General features: G+C 70.3%; 13 protein-coding genes. 6 read left to right on the forward strand and 7 right to left on the reverse strand.

Annotation, left to right across the window (positions count from 1 at the left end; all coding sequences use genetic code 11):
- Positions 1-34: 34 nt before the first annotated feature.
- The gene (locus tag E1288_RS18770; protein ID WP_235883650.1) at positions 35-1720 is read right to left on the reverse strand and encodes an amidohydrolase; all 1686 of its coding nucleotides are present in this window, start codon (positions 1718-1720) and stop codon (positions 35-37) included.
- A gap of 311 nt (positions 1721-2031) precedes the next feature.
- Here E1288_RS18770 and E1288_RS18775 point away from each other — a divergent pair, with 311 nt between their 5' ends.
- The 3 genes from E1288_RS18775 to E1288_RS18785 all read left to right on the forward strand — a co-directional run bounded on the left by E1288_RS18775 (position 2032) and on the right by E1288_RS18785 (position 4362).
- Complete coding sequence (locus tag E1288_RS18775; RefSeq protein ID WP_132486806.1) at positions 2032-3117, forward strand: hypothetical protein; 1086 nt, start codon at positions 2032-2034, stop codon at positions 3115-3117.
- 206 nt (positions 3118-3323) lie between these two features.
- Positions 3324-4154, forward strand: a complete 831-nt coding sequence (locus E1288_RS18780; protein ID WP_132486808.1) for an LLM class flavin-dependent oxidoreductase — start codon at positions 3324-3326, stop codon at positions 4152-4154.
- Between the two features lie 16 nt (positions 4155-4170).
- The gene (locus E1288_RS18785) at positions 4171-4362 is read left to right on the forward strand and encodes a hypothetical protein (protein ID WP_132486810.1); all 192 of its coding nucleotides are present in this window, start codon (positions 4171-4173) and stop codon (positions 4360-4362) included.
- A gap of 143 nt (positions 4363-4505) precedes the next feature.
- On the opposite strand, the gene E1288_RS18790 is transcribed toward E1288_RS18785, so the two are convergent.
- From E1288_RS18790 to E1288_RS18800, 3 genes are all read right to left on the reverse strand, one after another.
- The gene (locus E1288_RS18790; RefSeq protein ID WP_132486812.1) at positions 4506-4895 is read right to left on the reverse strand and encodes a hypothetical protein; all 390 of its coding nucleotides are present in this window, start codon (positions 4893-4895) and stop codon (positions 4506-4508) included.
- A gap of 122 nt (positions 4896-5017) precedes the next feature.
- On the reverse strand, positions 5018-6079 hold the full coding sequence (locus tag E1288_RS18795) for a 2-oxoacid:ferredoxin oxidoreductase subunit beta (protein ID WP_132486814.1): 1062 nt from the start codon (positions 6077-6079) through the stop codon (positions 5018-5020).
- Complete coding sequence (locus E1288_RS18800; RefSeq protein WP_132486816.1) at positions 6076-7953, reverse strand: 2-oxoacid:acceptor oxidoreductase subunit alpha; 1878 nt, start codon at positions 7951-7953, stop codon at positions 6076-6078. Before E1288_RS18800 ends, E1288_RS18795 begins: the two co-directional genes overlap by 4 nt.
- 409 nt (positions 7954-8362) lie before the next feature.
- Here E1288_RS18800 and E1288_RS18805 point away from each other — a divergent pair, with 409 nt between their 5' ends.
- From E1288_RS18805 to E1288_RS18815, 3 genes are all read left to right on the forward strand, one after another.
- On the forward strand, positions 8363-9310 hold the full coding sequence (locus E1288_RS18805; protein WP_132486817.1) for an alpha/beta hydrolase: 948 nt from the start codon (positions 8363-8365) through the stop codon (positions 9308-9310).
- Positions 9307-9990, forward strand: coding sequence for a nitroreductase family protein (locus E1288_RS18810; protein ID WP_132486819.1), 684 nt, complete (start codon positions 9307-9309; stop codon positions 9988-9990). Before E1288_RS18805 ends, E1288_RS18810 begins: the two co-directional genes overlap by 4 nt.
- Positions 9991-10337: 347 nt before the next feature.
- On the forward strand, positions 10338-11705 hold the full coding sequence (locus tag E1288_RS18815; protein ID WP_132486821.1) for a dihydrolipoyl dehydrogenase family protein: 1368 nt from the start codon (positions 10338-10340) through the stop codon (positions 11703-11705).
- A gap of 8 nt (positions 11706-11713) precedes the next feature.
- Here the strand turns inward: E1288_RS18815 and E1288_RS18820 are convergent, their stop codons facing one another.
- The 3 genes from E1288_RS18820 to E1288_RS18830 all read right to left on the reverse strand — a co-directional run bounded on the left by E1288_RS18820 (position 11714) and on the right by E1288_RS18830 (position 15534).
- On the reverse strand, positions 11714-12949 hold the full coding sequence (locus E1288_RS18820) for a PAS domain S-box protein (protein WP_132486823.1): 1236 nt from the start codon (positions 12947-12949) through the stop codon (positions 11714-11716).
- A 62-nt stretch (positions 12950-13011) separates the two neighbouring features.
- Positions 13012-14283, reverse strand: a complete 1272-nt coding sequence (locus E1288_RS18825; protein WP_132486825.1) for an alpha/beta fold hydrolase — start codon at positions 14281-14283, stop codon at positions 13012-13014.
- Between the two features lie 186 nt (positions 14284-14469).
- Positions 14470-15534: a M29 family metallopeptidase gene (locus tag E1288_RS18830; protein WP_132486827.1), complete on the reverse strand. Its 1065-nt coding sequence runs from the start codon at positions 15532-15534 to the stop codon at positions 14470-14472.
- Between the last annotated feature and the right edge of the window lie 133 nt (positions 15535-15667).

Here is a 15667-nt window from a genome sequence, read left to right on the forward strand (position 1 = left end):
CGTGCCAGCGACGGTTTCGCGCGAAAACGGCGCGTCACAGCGATCCGTACTCGCCGACGCGGCGGCCCGCCACCCAGGTCTGCAGGGTCCCGGTCTGCCAGCGGGCCCGGCCGGGCGGCGGCTCCAGCGGGTCCTGGTCGAGGATGACGAAGTCCGCCCACTTGCCCGGCTCCAGGCTGCCGAGCACCCGTTCCTGGTGCGCGGCGAACGCGGCGTCGAGGGTGAACGAGCGCAGCGCCTCGTGCGGGCTCATCGCCTGGTCCGGGTACCACCCGCCGACCGGCTGCCCGTCCCGGTCCGTGCGGGTCACTGCGGCGTGCAGGCCGTCGAAGGGATTCTCCGACGACACCGGGAAGTCCGAGCCGGAGGCGATGGTGATGCCCTGGTCGAGCATGGTCCGCCACGCGTACGCGCCCGCGATGCGGCGGTGCCCGACCCGCTTCTCGGCCATGTTCATGTCATCGGTGGCGTGCACCGGTTGCATCGACGCGATGATGCCGTGCGCGCGCAGCCGCGGGATGTCCTCCACCGCGAGGACCTGCGCGTGCTCGATGCGGTGCCGCATGCCGCTTGCCGACTCCGCCGAGGCGGCCTCGTAGGCGTCGAGCACCATCCGGTTCCCGGCGTCGCCGATGGCGTGCGTGGCGACCTGGAAGCCCTCCCGCATGACCTGCGAGACCCGGTTCCGCAGCTCGGCGGCGTCCAGCTGCGGCAGCCCCGAGTTGCCCGGATCGTCCTCGTAGGGCTGCAGCATCGCGGCGCCGTGGCTGCCGAGGGCACCGTCGATGTAGAGCTTCACGGTGCGCACCCGGAGCATGTCGCCCGCCACCGAGTCGGTGCGGGCCTTCGCGCCGAGCTCGCGGAACGCGTCGTAGGTCAGGAACGAGTTGGTGCGGGTGGTCAGCTCGCCGGAGCCCGCGAGCTGGTGCAGCACCGCGAGTTCGGCGGCGCTGGTGCCCGCGTCGCTGACCGAGGTGAGCCCGACCTCGTTGAGCTTGCGCTGTGCGGCGAGGAAGTTCTGCTTGAGGTCGTCGACCGTCGGCTTCGGCAGGTGCTGCTCGACGAGGTCCTGCGCCGCGTCGACGAAAGCACCGGTCGGCATGCCGTCCGCACCGCGCACGATCTCGCCGCCCGAGGGCGTCGGGGTGTCGCGGGTGACGCCGACCTGCCGCAGCGCGGCCGAGTTCGCCACCCCGGCGTGCCCGTCGACCCGGACCAGCCACACCGGCCGGTCGGGCACCACCGCGTCCAGGTCGGCTGCCGAGGGCAGCCGCCCGAGCCCCCAGATCACGTCGTTCCAGCCGCGCCCGAGGATCCACTGGCGCTCCGGGTGCTGCGCGGCGAAGGTCTTGAGCGCCTGCATCGCCTCCTGCAGGGACTTCGTCCCGGCGAGGTTGAGCTGCGAGACGTTGGCGCCGAGCTGCCCGAAGTGCCCGTGCGCGTCGTGCAACCCGGGGATCAGCACCCGGCCCCGCCCGTCGATGCGCTCCGCGCCGCCGGCGCTGCCGACGTCGAGCCCGCCGACGCGGCCGTCCGCCTCGACCAGCAGGCTGCCGAACTCGCGCGGCCCGTCGGCGGTCAGCGTGAAGCCCCGCACGTTGTCGATCAGCTTCCGCCCGCCTGACTGCCCGGCTCCGGTGTCACCGCTCGCGCAACCGGCGGAGAAGGCCGCGCCCGCGGTGGCCAGCCCGACCAGCTTCAGGAACTGCGCCCGGGACATCCGAGGCTGTGGGGAAGGACGACAGCACTCCTGACACATCGCCGACCTCCGGTGGTCGCGCTCGGTTGATCATCTGCCAGGCAACGTAATTCGAAGTCCTTGATCGGTCAATCAACTGCCAGTGGGTAATGCGACTCCGATCCGCACATCTCCTTGCGCCGAGCCACAGCCCTGGTGCGCCTCGGAGATCACCATCCTTGCGACCAATGCCGACCGAGGCTGGAGCATTCGGCGCAACTTCCACCGAGGCGTAAACCTTTCTCCGCACCGGCGGGTAACCGGCGTGAACCTTTTCTCCAAGGAGGCATTGGGTGAAGCATCTGGTAATCGCCGGGGCGGTGGGCGCCACCGCGCTGCTGCTCGGGCAGTCCGTCTCGGCCGCGGGGACCTGGGCGGAGGAGCCAATTCCGCCGCAGCAGTACCAGTCGTCCCTGCACACCGCCGTCGGCGGTGATGGCGTCACGTGGTCCTTCGGCGTCGACTTCGACGGGCAGGAGTTCCGCACGCAGGCCTTCCGCCGCGGTCAGCAGGGGTGGGAGCAGGTGCCGGCACCCAACATCGGCCGGGTGAACACCGCCGCCGTGGTGAACCGTGACGACGTGTGGTCGGTCGGCGACGGCAGGTCGATGCACTGGGACGGCGAGCAGTGGCAGGAGGTGCCGCTCACGTCCCCACCGAACACCTACACCCAGTACCACGGGACGAAGGTGTTCGGCGCCGCTGACGTGTGGGCCGCCGGATCGGCGACCGAGGCGAACGAAGCCTGGCGGCGGGGCTCGATCCAGCACTGGGATGGCAAGGCGTGGAACGAGGTTCCACTGCAGCTCGGTCTCGGGGACTGGTGGAAGGTGTCCACGATCGACGGCAGTTCGCCGAACGACCTGTGGGCGGTGGGCAGCAAGCACGTCACGGTCGACGGCAAGGGCAAGGTGGTCGGGCTGATCCTGCACTGGGACGGCGAGCAGTGGCAGGAACAGCCGCAGGTCGACGTGCCGGACTGGAGCGTGAGCCTGGAGGACGCGCTCGTGCTGGCGCCCGACGACGTGTGGGCGGTCGGCTTCCGGGACCAGGGCACCGTCGCTCGGCGTCCGGTCGCGCTGCATTGGGATGGCGGGCAGTGGTCGCCCGGGCAGGTGCCGGATGAACTGGGTGAGATCGACGATGTCATCGCAGGCAAAGGCGCGCTCTGGGCCGTCGGGTACGACTCGAACAGCCCATACGTACTGCGGTATGACGGCCAGAACTGGCAGAACGTGCCGGATCCGGTCCCGCCGCAGGGCAGGTCGGTGGTCACCTTCAGCGGGGTCGTTCTGGACGACGGAAAGCTGCTCGCCGTCGGTGCGGCGAACTCCGGCCAGGACGACTCGAAGCCCTACGCCGCGGTCTACGCGGGCTGAGGCCCGGGTGCGAAGCGCCATCCGAGTTCCGGGTGGCGCTTTCGCGCACATGGCGGAAACCCGGGTGCGCGCCGGGCGACCGCCGCGATAGGGTGACGGCACTCTGATCAGGTTCCCCAGGAGTGCGCCGCAGAACGGGAACCCGCTTGCGCGAAACGAGGGGGCGGCACAGGTGTTCACCCTGCCCTTTTCTGGAGGCGCAAGTCATGAAGATCGGCCTAGGCCTGCCCATTGCCGACCCCACCGCCCTGCTGACGTGGGCGCGACGGGCGGATGACGGCCCGTTCAGCACGCTCGGCCTGCTGGACCGCCTGGTGTACGACAACCCCGAACCCCTGGTGAGCCTCGCGACGCTCGCCGGCGCGACGCGGCGCATCCGGGTCCAGACCGAGGTCCTGCTCGCCCCGCTGCGCCACGCCCCGCTGCTGGCCAAGCAGAGCGCGACGCTGGCCCAGCTGAGCGGAAACCGCTTCACGCTCGGCATCGGCGTCGGCGGCCGCGAGGATGACCACGTGGCCGCCGGCACGGACATCAAGCGCCGCGGCCGGATCCTCGACGAGCAGATGCAGCTCATGCACCGGCTCTGGGCCAGCGAGCCCCACTCCGACCAGGCGGGCCCGATCGGTCCTGCGGTCCGCCCGGAGGTCGTGTTCGGCGGCTTCGTCCCGGCGGCGATCGACCGGGTCGGCCGCTGGGGTGACGGTTTCCTGGCGGCGGGCCCGCCGGAGTACATGGAAACGACCTTCGGCCTGGCCGAGAAGTCCTGGCAGGCCCACGGCCGGCCGGGCAGGCCTCGCCTGATCGGCCAGCTGAACGCGGCGATCGGCCCGGACGAGGTGGCCGACGAAGCGCGCGCGGAAATGACGGAGTACTACGGGAATCCAGGCTTCGCCAACGCCATGGTCACCACCACCGCCGACCTGAAGGCCCAGCTGCAACGCCTCGAAGACCTCGGCGCCGACGAGGCGATCCTCTACTGCTGGTCCCCCGACCCGGACCAGGTCCACCGCCTGGCCGACGTCGTGGCAACCCGCTGAACCGGGAGACCGACGGATGCAGGCACAACGTTTCTACCGGGGCTGGGAGATCGACCCGGCCGCGGAGATCGGCGAGCGCGATCTGGAAGAGGCCGTGCTGAACACCGATGACCCGGACTTCTTCCGCCACGGCCTGACCCTCCCGGCAGGCCTGGCGGGACAAGTACCACCGGCAACCGCCGAACTGCTGGCAGGCGGCCAGACATAGCGCCGGACACCGGCCCCCGTGAGTGTTTTGGGGTGCTACAGCGCCCCAAAACACTCACGGGCCTGGGCGGAACGCGCTTGCCTGAGGGCAGATTAGAGTCACGAACAGAAGTGGCTAGTGCCCGAGGGCAGTGTGCTTGACGTTCACCACGGACACTCCTGCGGAGGGCCGCCGTTCTCCATGTAGACGCAGCTCGACTGCTTCTCGCGATGGAAATTGTCGTAAGCTTTCCAGGCACTCCAGGCCAGGAAGCCGAAGACCACGATGAACACGATGCCGTAGAGAATCGCGCACCCCCCAACCGCCGGCTTGTTCTCAGCGTCCCTCTTCGCCTTCTTCTGCGCGTCCCACTCTTCCTGCATCTTCTTCATGTAGCGCGCGCGGAACGCCGCCTCTTCAGGACTTCTCGGGGGATTCAAGTGCACGTCGCCGTGGACGAAGCCGAACTGCCCCACAGGACCGTTGAAATTCCCGCCCGAGATCGTGTTGTCGATATCGGGCTCAACGGCATCGGGATCGCGGCCTTCTCCCATTCGGGAAGGCTATCGCAGCAGTCCGGACGAGATCTCGACTTCCGAAGCAACCGGCCACTGCCCGGGCATCCGCAGTCTCACGACGACGGATGCCCGGGCAGTGCGAACGATGCCCCGACCGGTCAGATCGTCCAGGTGTCGTTGCCCGTCAGGAGCTTTTGGAGGTCCGCCGGCTTCGCCTGCTGGGCTTCCGCGACCTGGGCTCGGGCCAGGTCGTCGTAGGTCGGGCGCTGGACCGCCCGGAAGATGCCCGTCACCGACGGGTTCAGATCCTGGCCGCCGAGGCGGGACAGGGCGAACGCGTAGGACGGATCCTCCCGGTTCGCGTCGTGGACCACGACCTCGGCTTCGTCCACTTCGGACAGCTTCGAGACGCGGAAGCCGTCGCGGTCCTGGACCACCCCGAAGCGCTCGTCCTCCGGGCCGAACACGATCGGCTCGCCGTGCTTGAGCGGGACGATCCGGCGCTGCTTCTCGTCGTTGTCCTTCAGCACGTCGAACGCACCGTCGTTGAAGATCGGGCAGTTCTGGTAGATCTCCACCAGCGCGCTGCCGCGGTGCTCCGCCGCCGCCTTCAGCGTCTCCGTCACGCTCGCGCGATCCGAGTCGATCACCCGCGCCACGAACGACGCCTCCGCGCCCAGGGCCAGCGACACCGGGTTGAACGGGTGGTCCAGCGAGCCGGCCGGGGTCGACTTGGTGACCTTGCCGACCTCGCTGGTCGGCGAGTACTGGCCCTTGGTCAGCCCGTAGATCCGGTTGTTGAACAGCAGGATCTTGAGGTTCACGTTGCGGCGCAGGGCGTGGATCAGGTGGTTGCCGCCGATGGACAGCGCGTCGCCGTCACCGGTCACCACCCACACCGACAGGTCCGGCCGGCTGGTGGCCAGGCCGGTGGCGATCGCCGGGGCGCGGCCGTGGATGGAGTGCATCCCGTAGGTGTTCATGTAGTACGGGAACCGGGACGAGCACCCGATGCCCGAGATGAACACGATGTTCTCCCGCTTGAGCCCCAGCGACGGCAGGAAGCTCTGCACCGCGTTGAGCACGACGTAGTCGCCGCACCCCGGACACCAGCGGACCTCCTGGTCGGACTTGAAGTCCTTGGCCTTCTGCGGTTCGTCAGCGGTCGGCACGCCGGCCAACCCGCCGAGGACCGGGATTCCCAGATCGGTCGTGGTCACGCGGGCACCCCCTGCACAACATCGGTGAGCACGTTCTGCAACTCCTCGGCCCGGAACGGGAGTCCGGCGACCTTCGTGTAGGACTGCACGTCGATCAGGTAGCGGGCGCGCAGCAGCATCGCCAGCTGGCCGAGGTTCATCTCCGGGACGATCACCTTGTCGTAGCCGCGCAGCACCTCGCCGAGGTTGCCCGGCATCGGGTTGAGGTGGCGCAGGTGGGCCTGCGCGATCGACATGCCCTGGGCGCGCACCCGGCGGCAGGCGGCGCCGATCGGCCCGAACGACGAGCCCCAGCCGAGCACCAGCACGCGGGCGTCGCCGTCGGGATCGTCGACGGTGAGGTCCGGGACCCGCACGCCGTCGATCTTGGCCTGGCGCAGCCGGACCATCTTGTCGTGGTTGTCCGGGTCGTAGGAGATGTTGCCCTTGCCGTCGGCCTTCTCCAGGCCGCCGACGCGGTGCTCCAGCCCCGGCGTGCCCGGCACCGCCCAGTCGCGGGCCAGGGTTTCCGGATCGCGCACGTACGGCCAGAACTCGCCGGACCCGTCCGGGGCGTTGGGTTCGGTGGCGAACTCGACGCCCAGGTCGGACAGCTGGTCGACCTGCGGGATCAGCCACGGCTCGGAGCCGTTGGCGATCGCGCCGTCGGACAGCAGCAGCACCGGGGTCCGGTAGGCCAGCGCGATCCGCGCGGCTTCCAGCGCGGCGTCGAAGCAGTCCGCGGGCGAGCGCGGGGCGATCACCGGCACCGGCGATTCGCCGTTGCGGCCGTAGAGCGCTTGCAGCAGGTCCGCCTGCTCGGTCTTGGTCGGCAACCCGGTGGACGGCCCGCCGCGCTGGACGTCGCACACCAGCAGCGGCAGTTCCAGCGTCACGGCCAGGCCGATCGTCTCGGACTTCAGCGCCAGCCCCGGCCCGGACGTGGTGGTCACGCCCAGCGCGCCGCCGAAGGAGGCGCCCAGCGCGGCGCCGACACCGGCGATCTCGTCCTCCGCCTGGAAGGTCGTGACGCCGAAGTTCTTGTGCTTGGCAAGTTCGTGCAGCACGTCCGAGGCTGGCGTGATCGGGTAGGTGCCGAGGAACACCGGCAGGCCGCTGCGCTGCCCGGCGGCGACGATGCCGTATGCGAGCGCGGTGTTGCCGGTGATCTGCCGGTAGGTCCCCGTCGGCAGCTTCGCGGGCGCGACCTCGTAGGTGACCGCGAACGACTCGGTCGTCTCGCCGTAGTTCCAGCCCGCCCGGAAGGCCAGGATGTTGGCCTCGGCGATCTGCGGCTTCTTCGCGAACTTCTCCCGCAGGAACCGCTCGGTGCCCTCGGTGGGCCGGTGGTACATCCACGACAGCAGGCCGAGGGCGAACATGTTCTTGCAGCGCTCGGCGTCCTTCTTGCCCAGCCCGGTGCCCTCGAGCGCGCCCTGCGTCAGGGTGGCCATCGCGACCTGGTGCACCGCGTAGCGCTCCAGCTCGCCGGTCTCCAGCGGGTTGGCGTCGTAGCCGACCTTCGTGAGGTTGCGCTTGCTGAACTCGTCGGTGTTGACGATGAGGATGCCGCCGTGCGGCAGGTCGCCGATGTTGGCCTTCAGCGCCGCCGGGTTCATCGCCACCAGCACGTCCGGGCGGTCGCCCGGGGTGAGGATGTCGTAGTCGGCGAAGTGCAGCTGGAAGCTGGAGACGCCGGGCAGGGTGCCGGCGGGGGCCCGGATCTCGGCCGGGAAGTTCGGCAGCGTCGCCAGGTCGTTCCCGAAGGCCGCCGCCTCCGAGGTGAACCGGTCGCCGGTCAGCTGCATCCCGTCGCCGGAGTCACCCGCGAACCGGATCACGACCCGGTTCAGCTTCCGGGTTCCGTTGGACCGGTGCCCGTTCGTCGTACTCAATTGACCCGTTCCCCTTCACCTGCAGGCAACGCTCATCCTGTGGCGAACGATACAGCCCCGGTTTTTATTCCGATCACAACCGGGCCCCACGCCGTCACGGTCCGCACGCGCCCGCACGCAATCCCCCCGACCACCGCGATCTTCACCGGAACGATCGAGTTCCAGATTCGGCCGCAGGTGGCGACCCCTGTATCGAAGTACCCGGTGTCCACCCAGGGCAACCGGCCGCGGAACCGAAATCGGGCCGTGTGACCTCGGCCATACCCCATTCCTCGAGTGTCATGTGATCCGCGCCACTTCGCTGCATTTCCCATGATACGGGAGCACGTTCGCCGGAACGGCCGATACCTTCGGCGCCTCCCCGTCGGTTTACATCACTGCGACGCTCCATCCGCGCTGGAGGAAGACAATGCCGTTGCATCCGGACGCCGAACCGTTCGTCGCGCTCATGCAGGACTACTTCCCCGATCTCGGCGGCGCGGTCACCGACGCCACCGAGGCCCGCGCGATGCTGAACGCAGGCGCCGCGGAGCGGCCGCGCCAGCCGGTCGCAAGGGTCGAGGACCGGCTCATCCCCGGACCGCCCGGCGTCGAGATCCCGGTGCGCATCTACTGGCCGCGCGTCGACGGCGAGCCGCTGCCGGTGATCGTGTACTGCCACGGCGGCGGCTGGGTACTCGGCGACCTGGAGAGCCACGACGGCGTCTGCCGCGCGATGGCCAACGGCGTCGGCGCGATCGTCATCGCCGTGCACTACCGGCTCGCACCGGAACACCGCTGCCCGGCGGCCGCCGACGACGCGTTCGCCGCAACGCGGTGGGCCGCCGAGCACGCCGCGGAGCTCGGCGGCGACCCGGCGCGCCTCGCCGTCGCCGGGGACAGCGCCGGCGGCAACCTGGCCGCGGTCACGGCGTTGCGGGCCCGTGAGGCCGACGGCCCGGACATCGCCTTCCAGATGCTGGTCTACCCGGTCACCGACCACGACTTCACCACCGAATCCTATGTGGACAGCGGGCCGGACTGCCTGCTGACCGCGCAGCACATGATGTGGTTCTGGGACCAGTACGTGCCCGGCACCGCCGATCGCGACCACCCGCACGTCTCGCCGCTGCGCGCCGCCGACCTCGCCGGGCTGCCACCCGCGCACGTCCTCACCGCGGGCCGCGACCCGCTGCGAACCGAAGGCCAGCGCTATGCCGAGCGGCTGAAGGCGGCAGGCGTGCCCACCAGCGTCCAGCACTGCCCGGAGCTGTTCCACGGCTTCGCCGGCGGCGCCGACCTGCTGCCGATCGCAGGCGCTGCGATGGCCGAGGTGCACCGCGTGCTGCGGGAAGCTCTTGTACCGGAGGAGAAATGACCGCACCGTCGCCTCGTCCGCACTCCCATCCGTTCGTGCCCTACCACCCGGAACGACTACCGGTCGCGGACGGCCTGCGCCGCGGGCAGGAGCTCTTCGAGCACCTGGACGCCCGGCGCAGCGTGCGGTTCTTCAGCCCTGACCCGGTGCCGCGCGAGGCGATCGAGCTGGCCGTGCGCGTCGCCAACACCGCGCCCAGCGGAGCGCACCAGCAACCGTGGACGTTCGTCGCGGTGCAGGACCCGGGCCTCAAGCACCAGATCCGGTTGGCCGCCGAGGCCGAGGAGAAGTCGTTCTACGAACGCGAGGACATCCCGCAGTGGCACGGGGCGCTGTCACGGCTGGAGACCGATGCGAACAAGGACTACCTCGACGTGGTGCCGTGGATCGTCGTCGCGTTCGCCCAGAAGTACGGCGTGACCGGCGCCGGGCGGCAGAAGCACTACTACGTCAACGAAAGCGTCGGGATCGCCTGCGGGCTGTTCATCACCGCGCTGCACACCATGGGCCTGGCGACCCTGACGCACACGCCGAACCCGATGGGGTTCCTGACCAAGATCCTCGACCGGCCCACCAACGAGCGCCCGTACATCGTGTTCCCGATCGGCTACCCGGCCGAGGACTGCGAGGTGCCCGACCTGACCCGCAAGCCCCTCGACGAGGCCCTGATCTGGCGCTGACACCCGGAAGCCGCACGATTTCACCGATCCCACCCGCCCGCCGGGCAGAGCTCCCAGCGGCGCAGGCGGACCGTGCGCACTTTTTGTCGCTCTGGCAACACAAAACACGCACGGGTCCTGACCAGCGGAAACCGTCGGGCTCTGGGCACGTGCACCGCGGATGTGCTTCGTGCCGATGCGCTTGCGGAACACCCCGTGCGCGTTCGTGAGCGGCAGTGGTCGCCAGAGCGGGCAGACGGTCGTGAGTGATCATGGTCGCTGGAGCGGCCATGATCACTCACGACATTCGACGTGCGCAGGCAGGGCCGCGGTGTTGGGCTGGAACCGACACCGGAAGCTGAAAAGGGGTGGGTGCGGTGCCCGAAGAGGTCGACGTCGTCGTCATCGGCATGGGCCCGGGCGGCGAGGACGTGGCGGCCCGGCTGGCGAACGCGGGCCTGGACGTGATCGCGGTCGAATCGCGGCTGGTCGGCGGCGAATGCCCGTACTTCGCCTGCGTCCCGACCAAGATGATGGTGCGGGCCGCCGACGCCCTCGGCGAGGCGCGGCGGGTGCCCGAGCTCGCCGGGCAGGCCACCGTGCGGCCGGACTGGACGCCGGTCGCGAACCGCATCCGCGACGAGGCGACCACCGACTGGAACGACGAGATCGCGGTGCGGCGCCTCGAGGACACCGGCGGCAGGCTGGTGCGCGGCGTCGGGCGGATCAGCGCGCCCGGCGAGGTCACCGTCGGCGACCAGGTGTTCCGGGCCCGCCGCGGCATCGTGCTCAACCCCGGCACCGACCCGCTGGTCCCGCCCATCGACGGCCTCGCCGAGAGCCCGTACTGGACCAATCGCGACGCGGTGCCCGCGACCCGGGTGCCGGAGTCGCTGCTGGTGCTCGGCGGCGGGCCGGTCGGCGTGGAGTTCGCGCAGGTCTTCGCCCGCTTCGGCGCCTCGGTGACGGTGCTGGAGTCGCGGCCGCGGCTGCTGGCGATGGCCGAACCGGAGGCCTCCGAGGTGCTGACCGCGGCGTTCCACGCCTGCGGCATCGAGGTCCGCACCGGCTGCGCCGTGGACCGCGTCAAGCACGACGACCAGTTCCAGGTGCACCTGGAGTCCGGCGAGGTGTTCACCGGCGAAAGCCTGCTGGTCGCCACCGGGCGGCGCACCGACCTGCGCGCGCTGGGCGTCGCGGCCGTCGGGCTGGACGAGCAGGCGCGGACCATCCCGGTCGACGGGCGGATGCGGGCCGCCGACGGCGTCTGGGCCATCGGCGACATCACCGGCCACGGGGCCTTCACGCACACCTCGGTCTACCAGGCGCGGATCGCGGCCGCCGACATTCTCGGCCAGGGCACCGAGGTCGCTGACTACCGCGCGATGCCCTCGGTCATCTTCACCGACCCCGAGGTCGCCACCGTCGGGCTGACCGAATCCCGGGCCCGGGACGCCGGAATCCAGGTGCGCACCGCGATCACCCAGATCCCCGCGTCGACGCGCGGCTGGATCCACAAGGTCGGCAACGAGGGCATCATCAAGCTCGTCGCGGACGCCGGCCGGGGCGTTCTGGTCGGCGCCACCGTGGTCGCGCCGGCGGGCGGCGAGATCATCGGGGCGCTCGCGGTGGCGGTGCACGCGGAGGTGCCGGTGCAGCGGCTGCGGGAGATGATCTTCGCGTACCCGACGTTCCACCGGGCGATCGAAGCGGCCCTGGTCGAGCTGGACGCCTGACTCGCCGGTCAGCGGCCCCCGCCGTGCGACTCGCGGCGACGCCGCTTGCTGGCGTACATGTCCCGGTCGGCGTCGTGCAGCAGCATGTCCGGCGCGATCGCGGGGTCGGCGGTCGCGGTGTAGCCGACGCTGGCGCGCAGCCGGATCCGGACCCCGTGCACCGACACATCGGTGTTCAAGTGCCGCTCGACGCGATCCCGCAGCGCCCGCGCGGAGTCCTCGTCCGGCAGCAGGCTGACCACGACGAACTCGTCGCCGCCCATGCGGGCGACGGTGTCGCCGGCGCGCACTGCCAGCTGCAGCTCCCGCGCGGCGGCGATCAGCAGCTGATCACCCAGCGCGTGCCCGAAGCGGTCGTTGACCGGCTTGAGCTGGTCAAGGTCCGCCAGCACCACCGCCAGCACGCCGTTGCCGCGCGCAAGCTGCTGCAGGCCGTGGTCGAGCCGGTCGGACAGCAGCGCGCGGTTCGCGAGCCCGGTCAGCGGGTCGTGCAGCGCCAGGTGCGCGAGGCGGGCGTCCACCAGGCGCTGCTCGCCGATGTCCTCGTACTGGCTGACCACGTACGCCGGGGTTCCGTCGGCACCCGGCACCGTGGTCGCCCTGATCAGGATCCAGATCGGGTGGCCCTGCTTGTGCCGGTAGCGCTTCTCCACGCTGGCGCTGTCCACGTGGCCCTCGACCAGTTCGGACAGCGCCGCCATGCCCTGCTCTTCGTCTTCCTCGTAGGTGATGTCGGTGAACGACATCGAGAGCATCTCTTCGCGCGTGTAGCCGAGCATGGTGCAGAGCGTGTCGTTGACCGCGGTCCACGCGCCCTTGAGGTCCAGCAGCGCCATGCCGATCGGGGCGTTGGCGAAGCTGCGCTGCCAGAGCAGCTCCGCCTCCCGGCGCCGCGTGATGTCCTGGATCTGGGACAGGAAGTGGATCGCCCGCCCATGGCTGTCCCGGATGAACGACCGTGCCACCAGGGCCCAGATGACGCTGCCGTCGGAGCGGATGTAGCGCTTCTCCAGCAGGTCCGGGGACTCCATCGGCCCCTCCGGGTCGATGTCGTCGGGGTGCGTCACCGCCCGGTAGTCCAGACCCTCCAGCTCCTCCCGCCGGTAGCCGAGCATCCGGCACATGGCCTCGTTGACGTACAGGTACCGGCCCTGCAAGTCGAGGATCGCCATCGCGGACGCCGCCTGGTCGAAGACGCGCTGCCAGGGCACGCCAGCGGCGAAATTCGGCTCCGAGGGGGACATGAGAACCGAACCATAGCGGGCGCGACCGCGGCACGCATCGGCGTGGTGGCCCACCGTGCGCGTCAGGCGTCGCCGCCGTTCATCGCCAGCAACCGGTCCAGCACGGACGGTGATGCCTTGACCCCGTCGTGCTCGTACTCGTTGGTCACCCACACCCGCGCGCCGCGCACATGCTGCGCCGACTCCAGCGCCTGGTCGCGGTCGACGAACATGTCGTCGTGGTAGACCGCCGCGGCGACCGGCACGTCGTTGCGGGCCAGCCGGTCGAGGTCGTAGAGGTGCGGCCAGTCGGACTTGGCGGCCAGCAGCTCGGCGGCCTCCCGCAGGGGCACCAGCGCCGGGTCCTGCTCGAACATCCAGGGGTAGATCATCTCGCCGGTGAAGTTGACGCGGCCGCCCCGGGACCAGTCGAACTCGTCGAACTCCGCGCGCACCCGCTGCGCCGACCACTTCGACGCGGTGCCCTGGCAGTAGATGGATTCGTGCAGCGCCGCGTACAGCGGGCGCTCGGCGAAGGACAGCGCCGCGTCGACGCCGCGCAGGAAGGTGTCCGACAGGACGTCGCCGGTGAACGCCTCCTCCAGGTGGTAGTGCAGCGCGTCGAACCGGGACGCCTGGCCGAACTGGATGCCCAGCGCCTGGAAGCGCTCCGGGGTCAGCCGCTCCCCCGTCGGCATGATCACCTCGTGCTCGGCGAGGTGGTCGACGACGCGGCGCGCGATGACGGCGTCCTCCGGGTAGCGGGCGAAGTAGGCGTCGTTCTTGCGCAACGTGCGCGGATACGCGGCTCGGTAGACGTCGTCCGCGTGCCCGGTGAGCGTCGGGATGCCGCCGGTGATCATCACCTGGCGCAGCCCCTCCGGCGCCAGCGAGAGGTACGTCAGCGCGCAGAAGCCGCCGAAGCTCTGCCCCAGCACCGACCACGGCTCGTCGCCGATCAGCTGCTTGCGCAGCACCTCGGCGTCCCGGACGATCGAGTCGGCCCGCAGCAGGCTCAGGTGCTCGGCCTGCTCGGCCGCCGACAGGCCCGCCAGCGTCTGGCGGTTGGCGGGCGTGCTGCGCCCGGTGCCGCGCTGGTCCAGCAGCAGCACGCGGTAGTCCTGGAGGGCGCGGCCCAGCCACGCGCTGGTGCTCAGCGGCCGTTCCGCCTTGCCGCCCGGCCCGCCCTGGAAGTAGACCAGCCACGGCAGCGCCTGGTCCTGCTTGCCGGGGGCCACCACCTCCCTGCCGAAGACCTCGATCTCCCCGGCGCCCGGGTCGTCGTGGCGCAACGGCACCCGGAAGACGTGGTCCCGGGCCACCAGGCCCGGACGGCGGTACGTGACATCGGACATCGCGTTTCCTCCACAGTGGACCGATATTCCAGGGACGGCACGGGAACGGACCCGAGGATCTCTCGGCGGACCCTGGTCCGAACACCGCGCGTCCGCAATTTCCATTGAAACCGAAGGTTCGGTTTCAATGGAAATTGCGGAGTACTCGGGAACCGCTCCCGCGCCGTCGTGCGGGCCGGCCGCGGATCAGTAGCCGGGGGCGCCGATCTCTCGGCAGATCCGCACCAGTTCCGGGTGCACGTAACGACCGTCGAGCTCGATGGCCTCGCCGTCGAGGTAGATCGACGGGCCGAGCACGCTGCCGTCGGTGTGCGCCGCCGCCACCCACGGCTCGCCGCCGATCCACGCGCCCTTGGTGCCGATGCCGATCTCCACGCAGCCGAACACCCGCTCGTCCTCCACGATGCGGCCGGTGGGCACCAGCACGCCCGGGTTGAAGCCCAGCGACCAGTGCGCCAGCCGGAACATGTTCGGGTCGTCGAAGGACTCCATCCAGTTCCGGAACACCTCGGCGTCGCGGTCGCCGGTGATCTCGGTGACCACGCCGTTCTCCACCTTGCAGCGCACCGGGGAGCGCAGCAGCCCGATCTCCGCCGGCGGCCACAGCGCGCCGTCGAACACGAGGGTGCCGTTCTGGGTCTCCTCGATCGGGTTCCAGGAGATCTGGCCGGAGAGCATCACGGTCTCGCCCGGCTTCTCGGCGGGCTTGCCGCGCAGGTTGATCGGGCGGCCCTGGTTGCGGCCGACCAGGTCGGTGCCGTTGGCGGCGGTGATGCGCACCTCGTCGGCCTGCTCCAGCAGCGCGACCAGCGCGCGGCCCAGCCGCATGACGCCCTCGAAGTCGGGCTTGCCGACGGTGTCGACCAGCATCGGGATGTCCATGCCGGTCAGGTTGGTGTAGCGGGCGCCGTTCGCGATGGCCGCGCGGAAGGCGTCGCTGTGCATGATGTAGGCGACGCTGAACTCGATCCACACGTCGGCCTTGGCGACCGCGCCGGCCACCGGGGCCGGCGGTTCCATCGCCGAACTCGGCCGCGTCTCGTACCAGATCACGGTGGGCGTGGCCCGGGCAGCGGCGACCGCCTGCGCGGTGAGCTCCACGACGCGCCGGTCGGTCGAGGTGTCACCGGTGAGCACCACCTCTTCCCCCGGCTTGACCAGCATGACCTGCTCGACGAGCTTGCGGGCGCCGATCGCGGCCTCCCACGACAGGTACTCCGGCCGGGACTCGACTCGGCTCACAACCTCCACGACAACTCCTCAAATTTGTTTGACGAACTCATCTTGCGTAGCGGCGCCGGTAGCGGAACCTCAGACGCCGCCTGGACTCCGGGATCCCAGACTTGTGCATGCCCAGTAGAACGCCGGATTTGCCCGACGCCGA

It is taken from the genome of Saccharopolyspora elongata (assembly GCF_004348985.1).
Classification (GTDB): Bacteria; Actinomycetota; Actinomycetes; order Mycobacteriales; family Pseudonocardiaceae; genus Saccharopolyspora; species Saccharopolyspora elongata.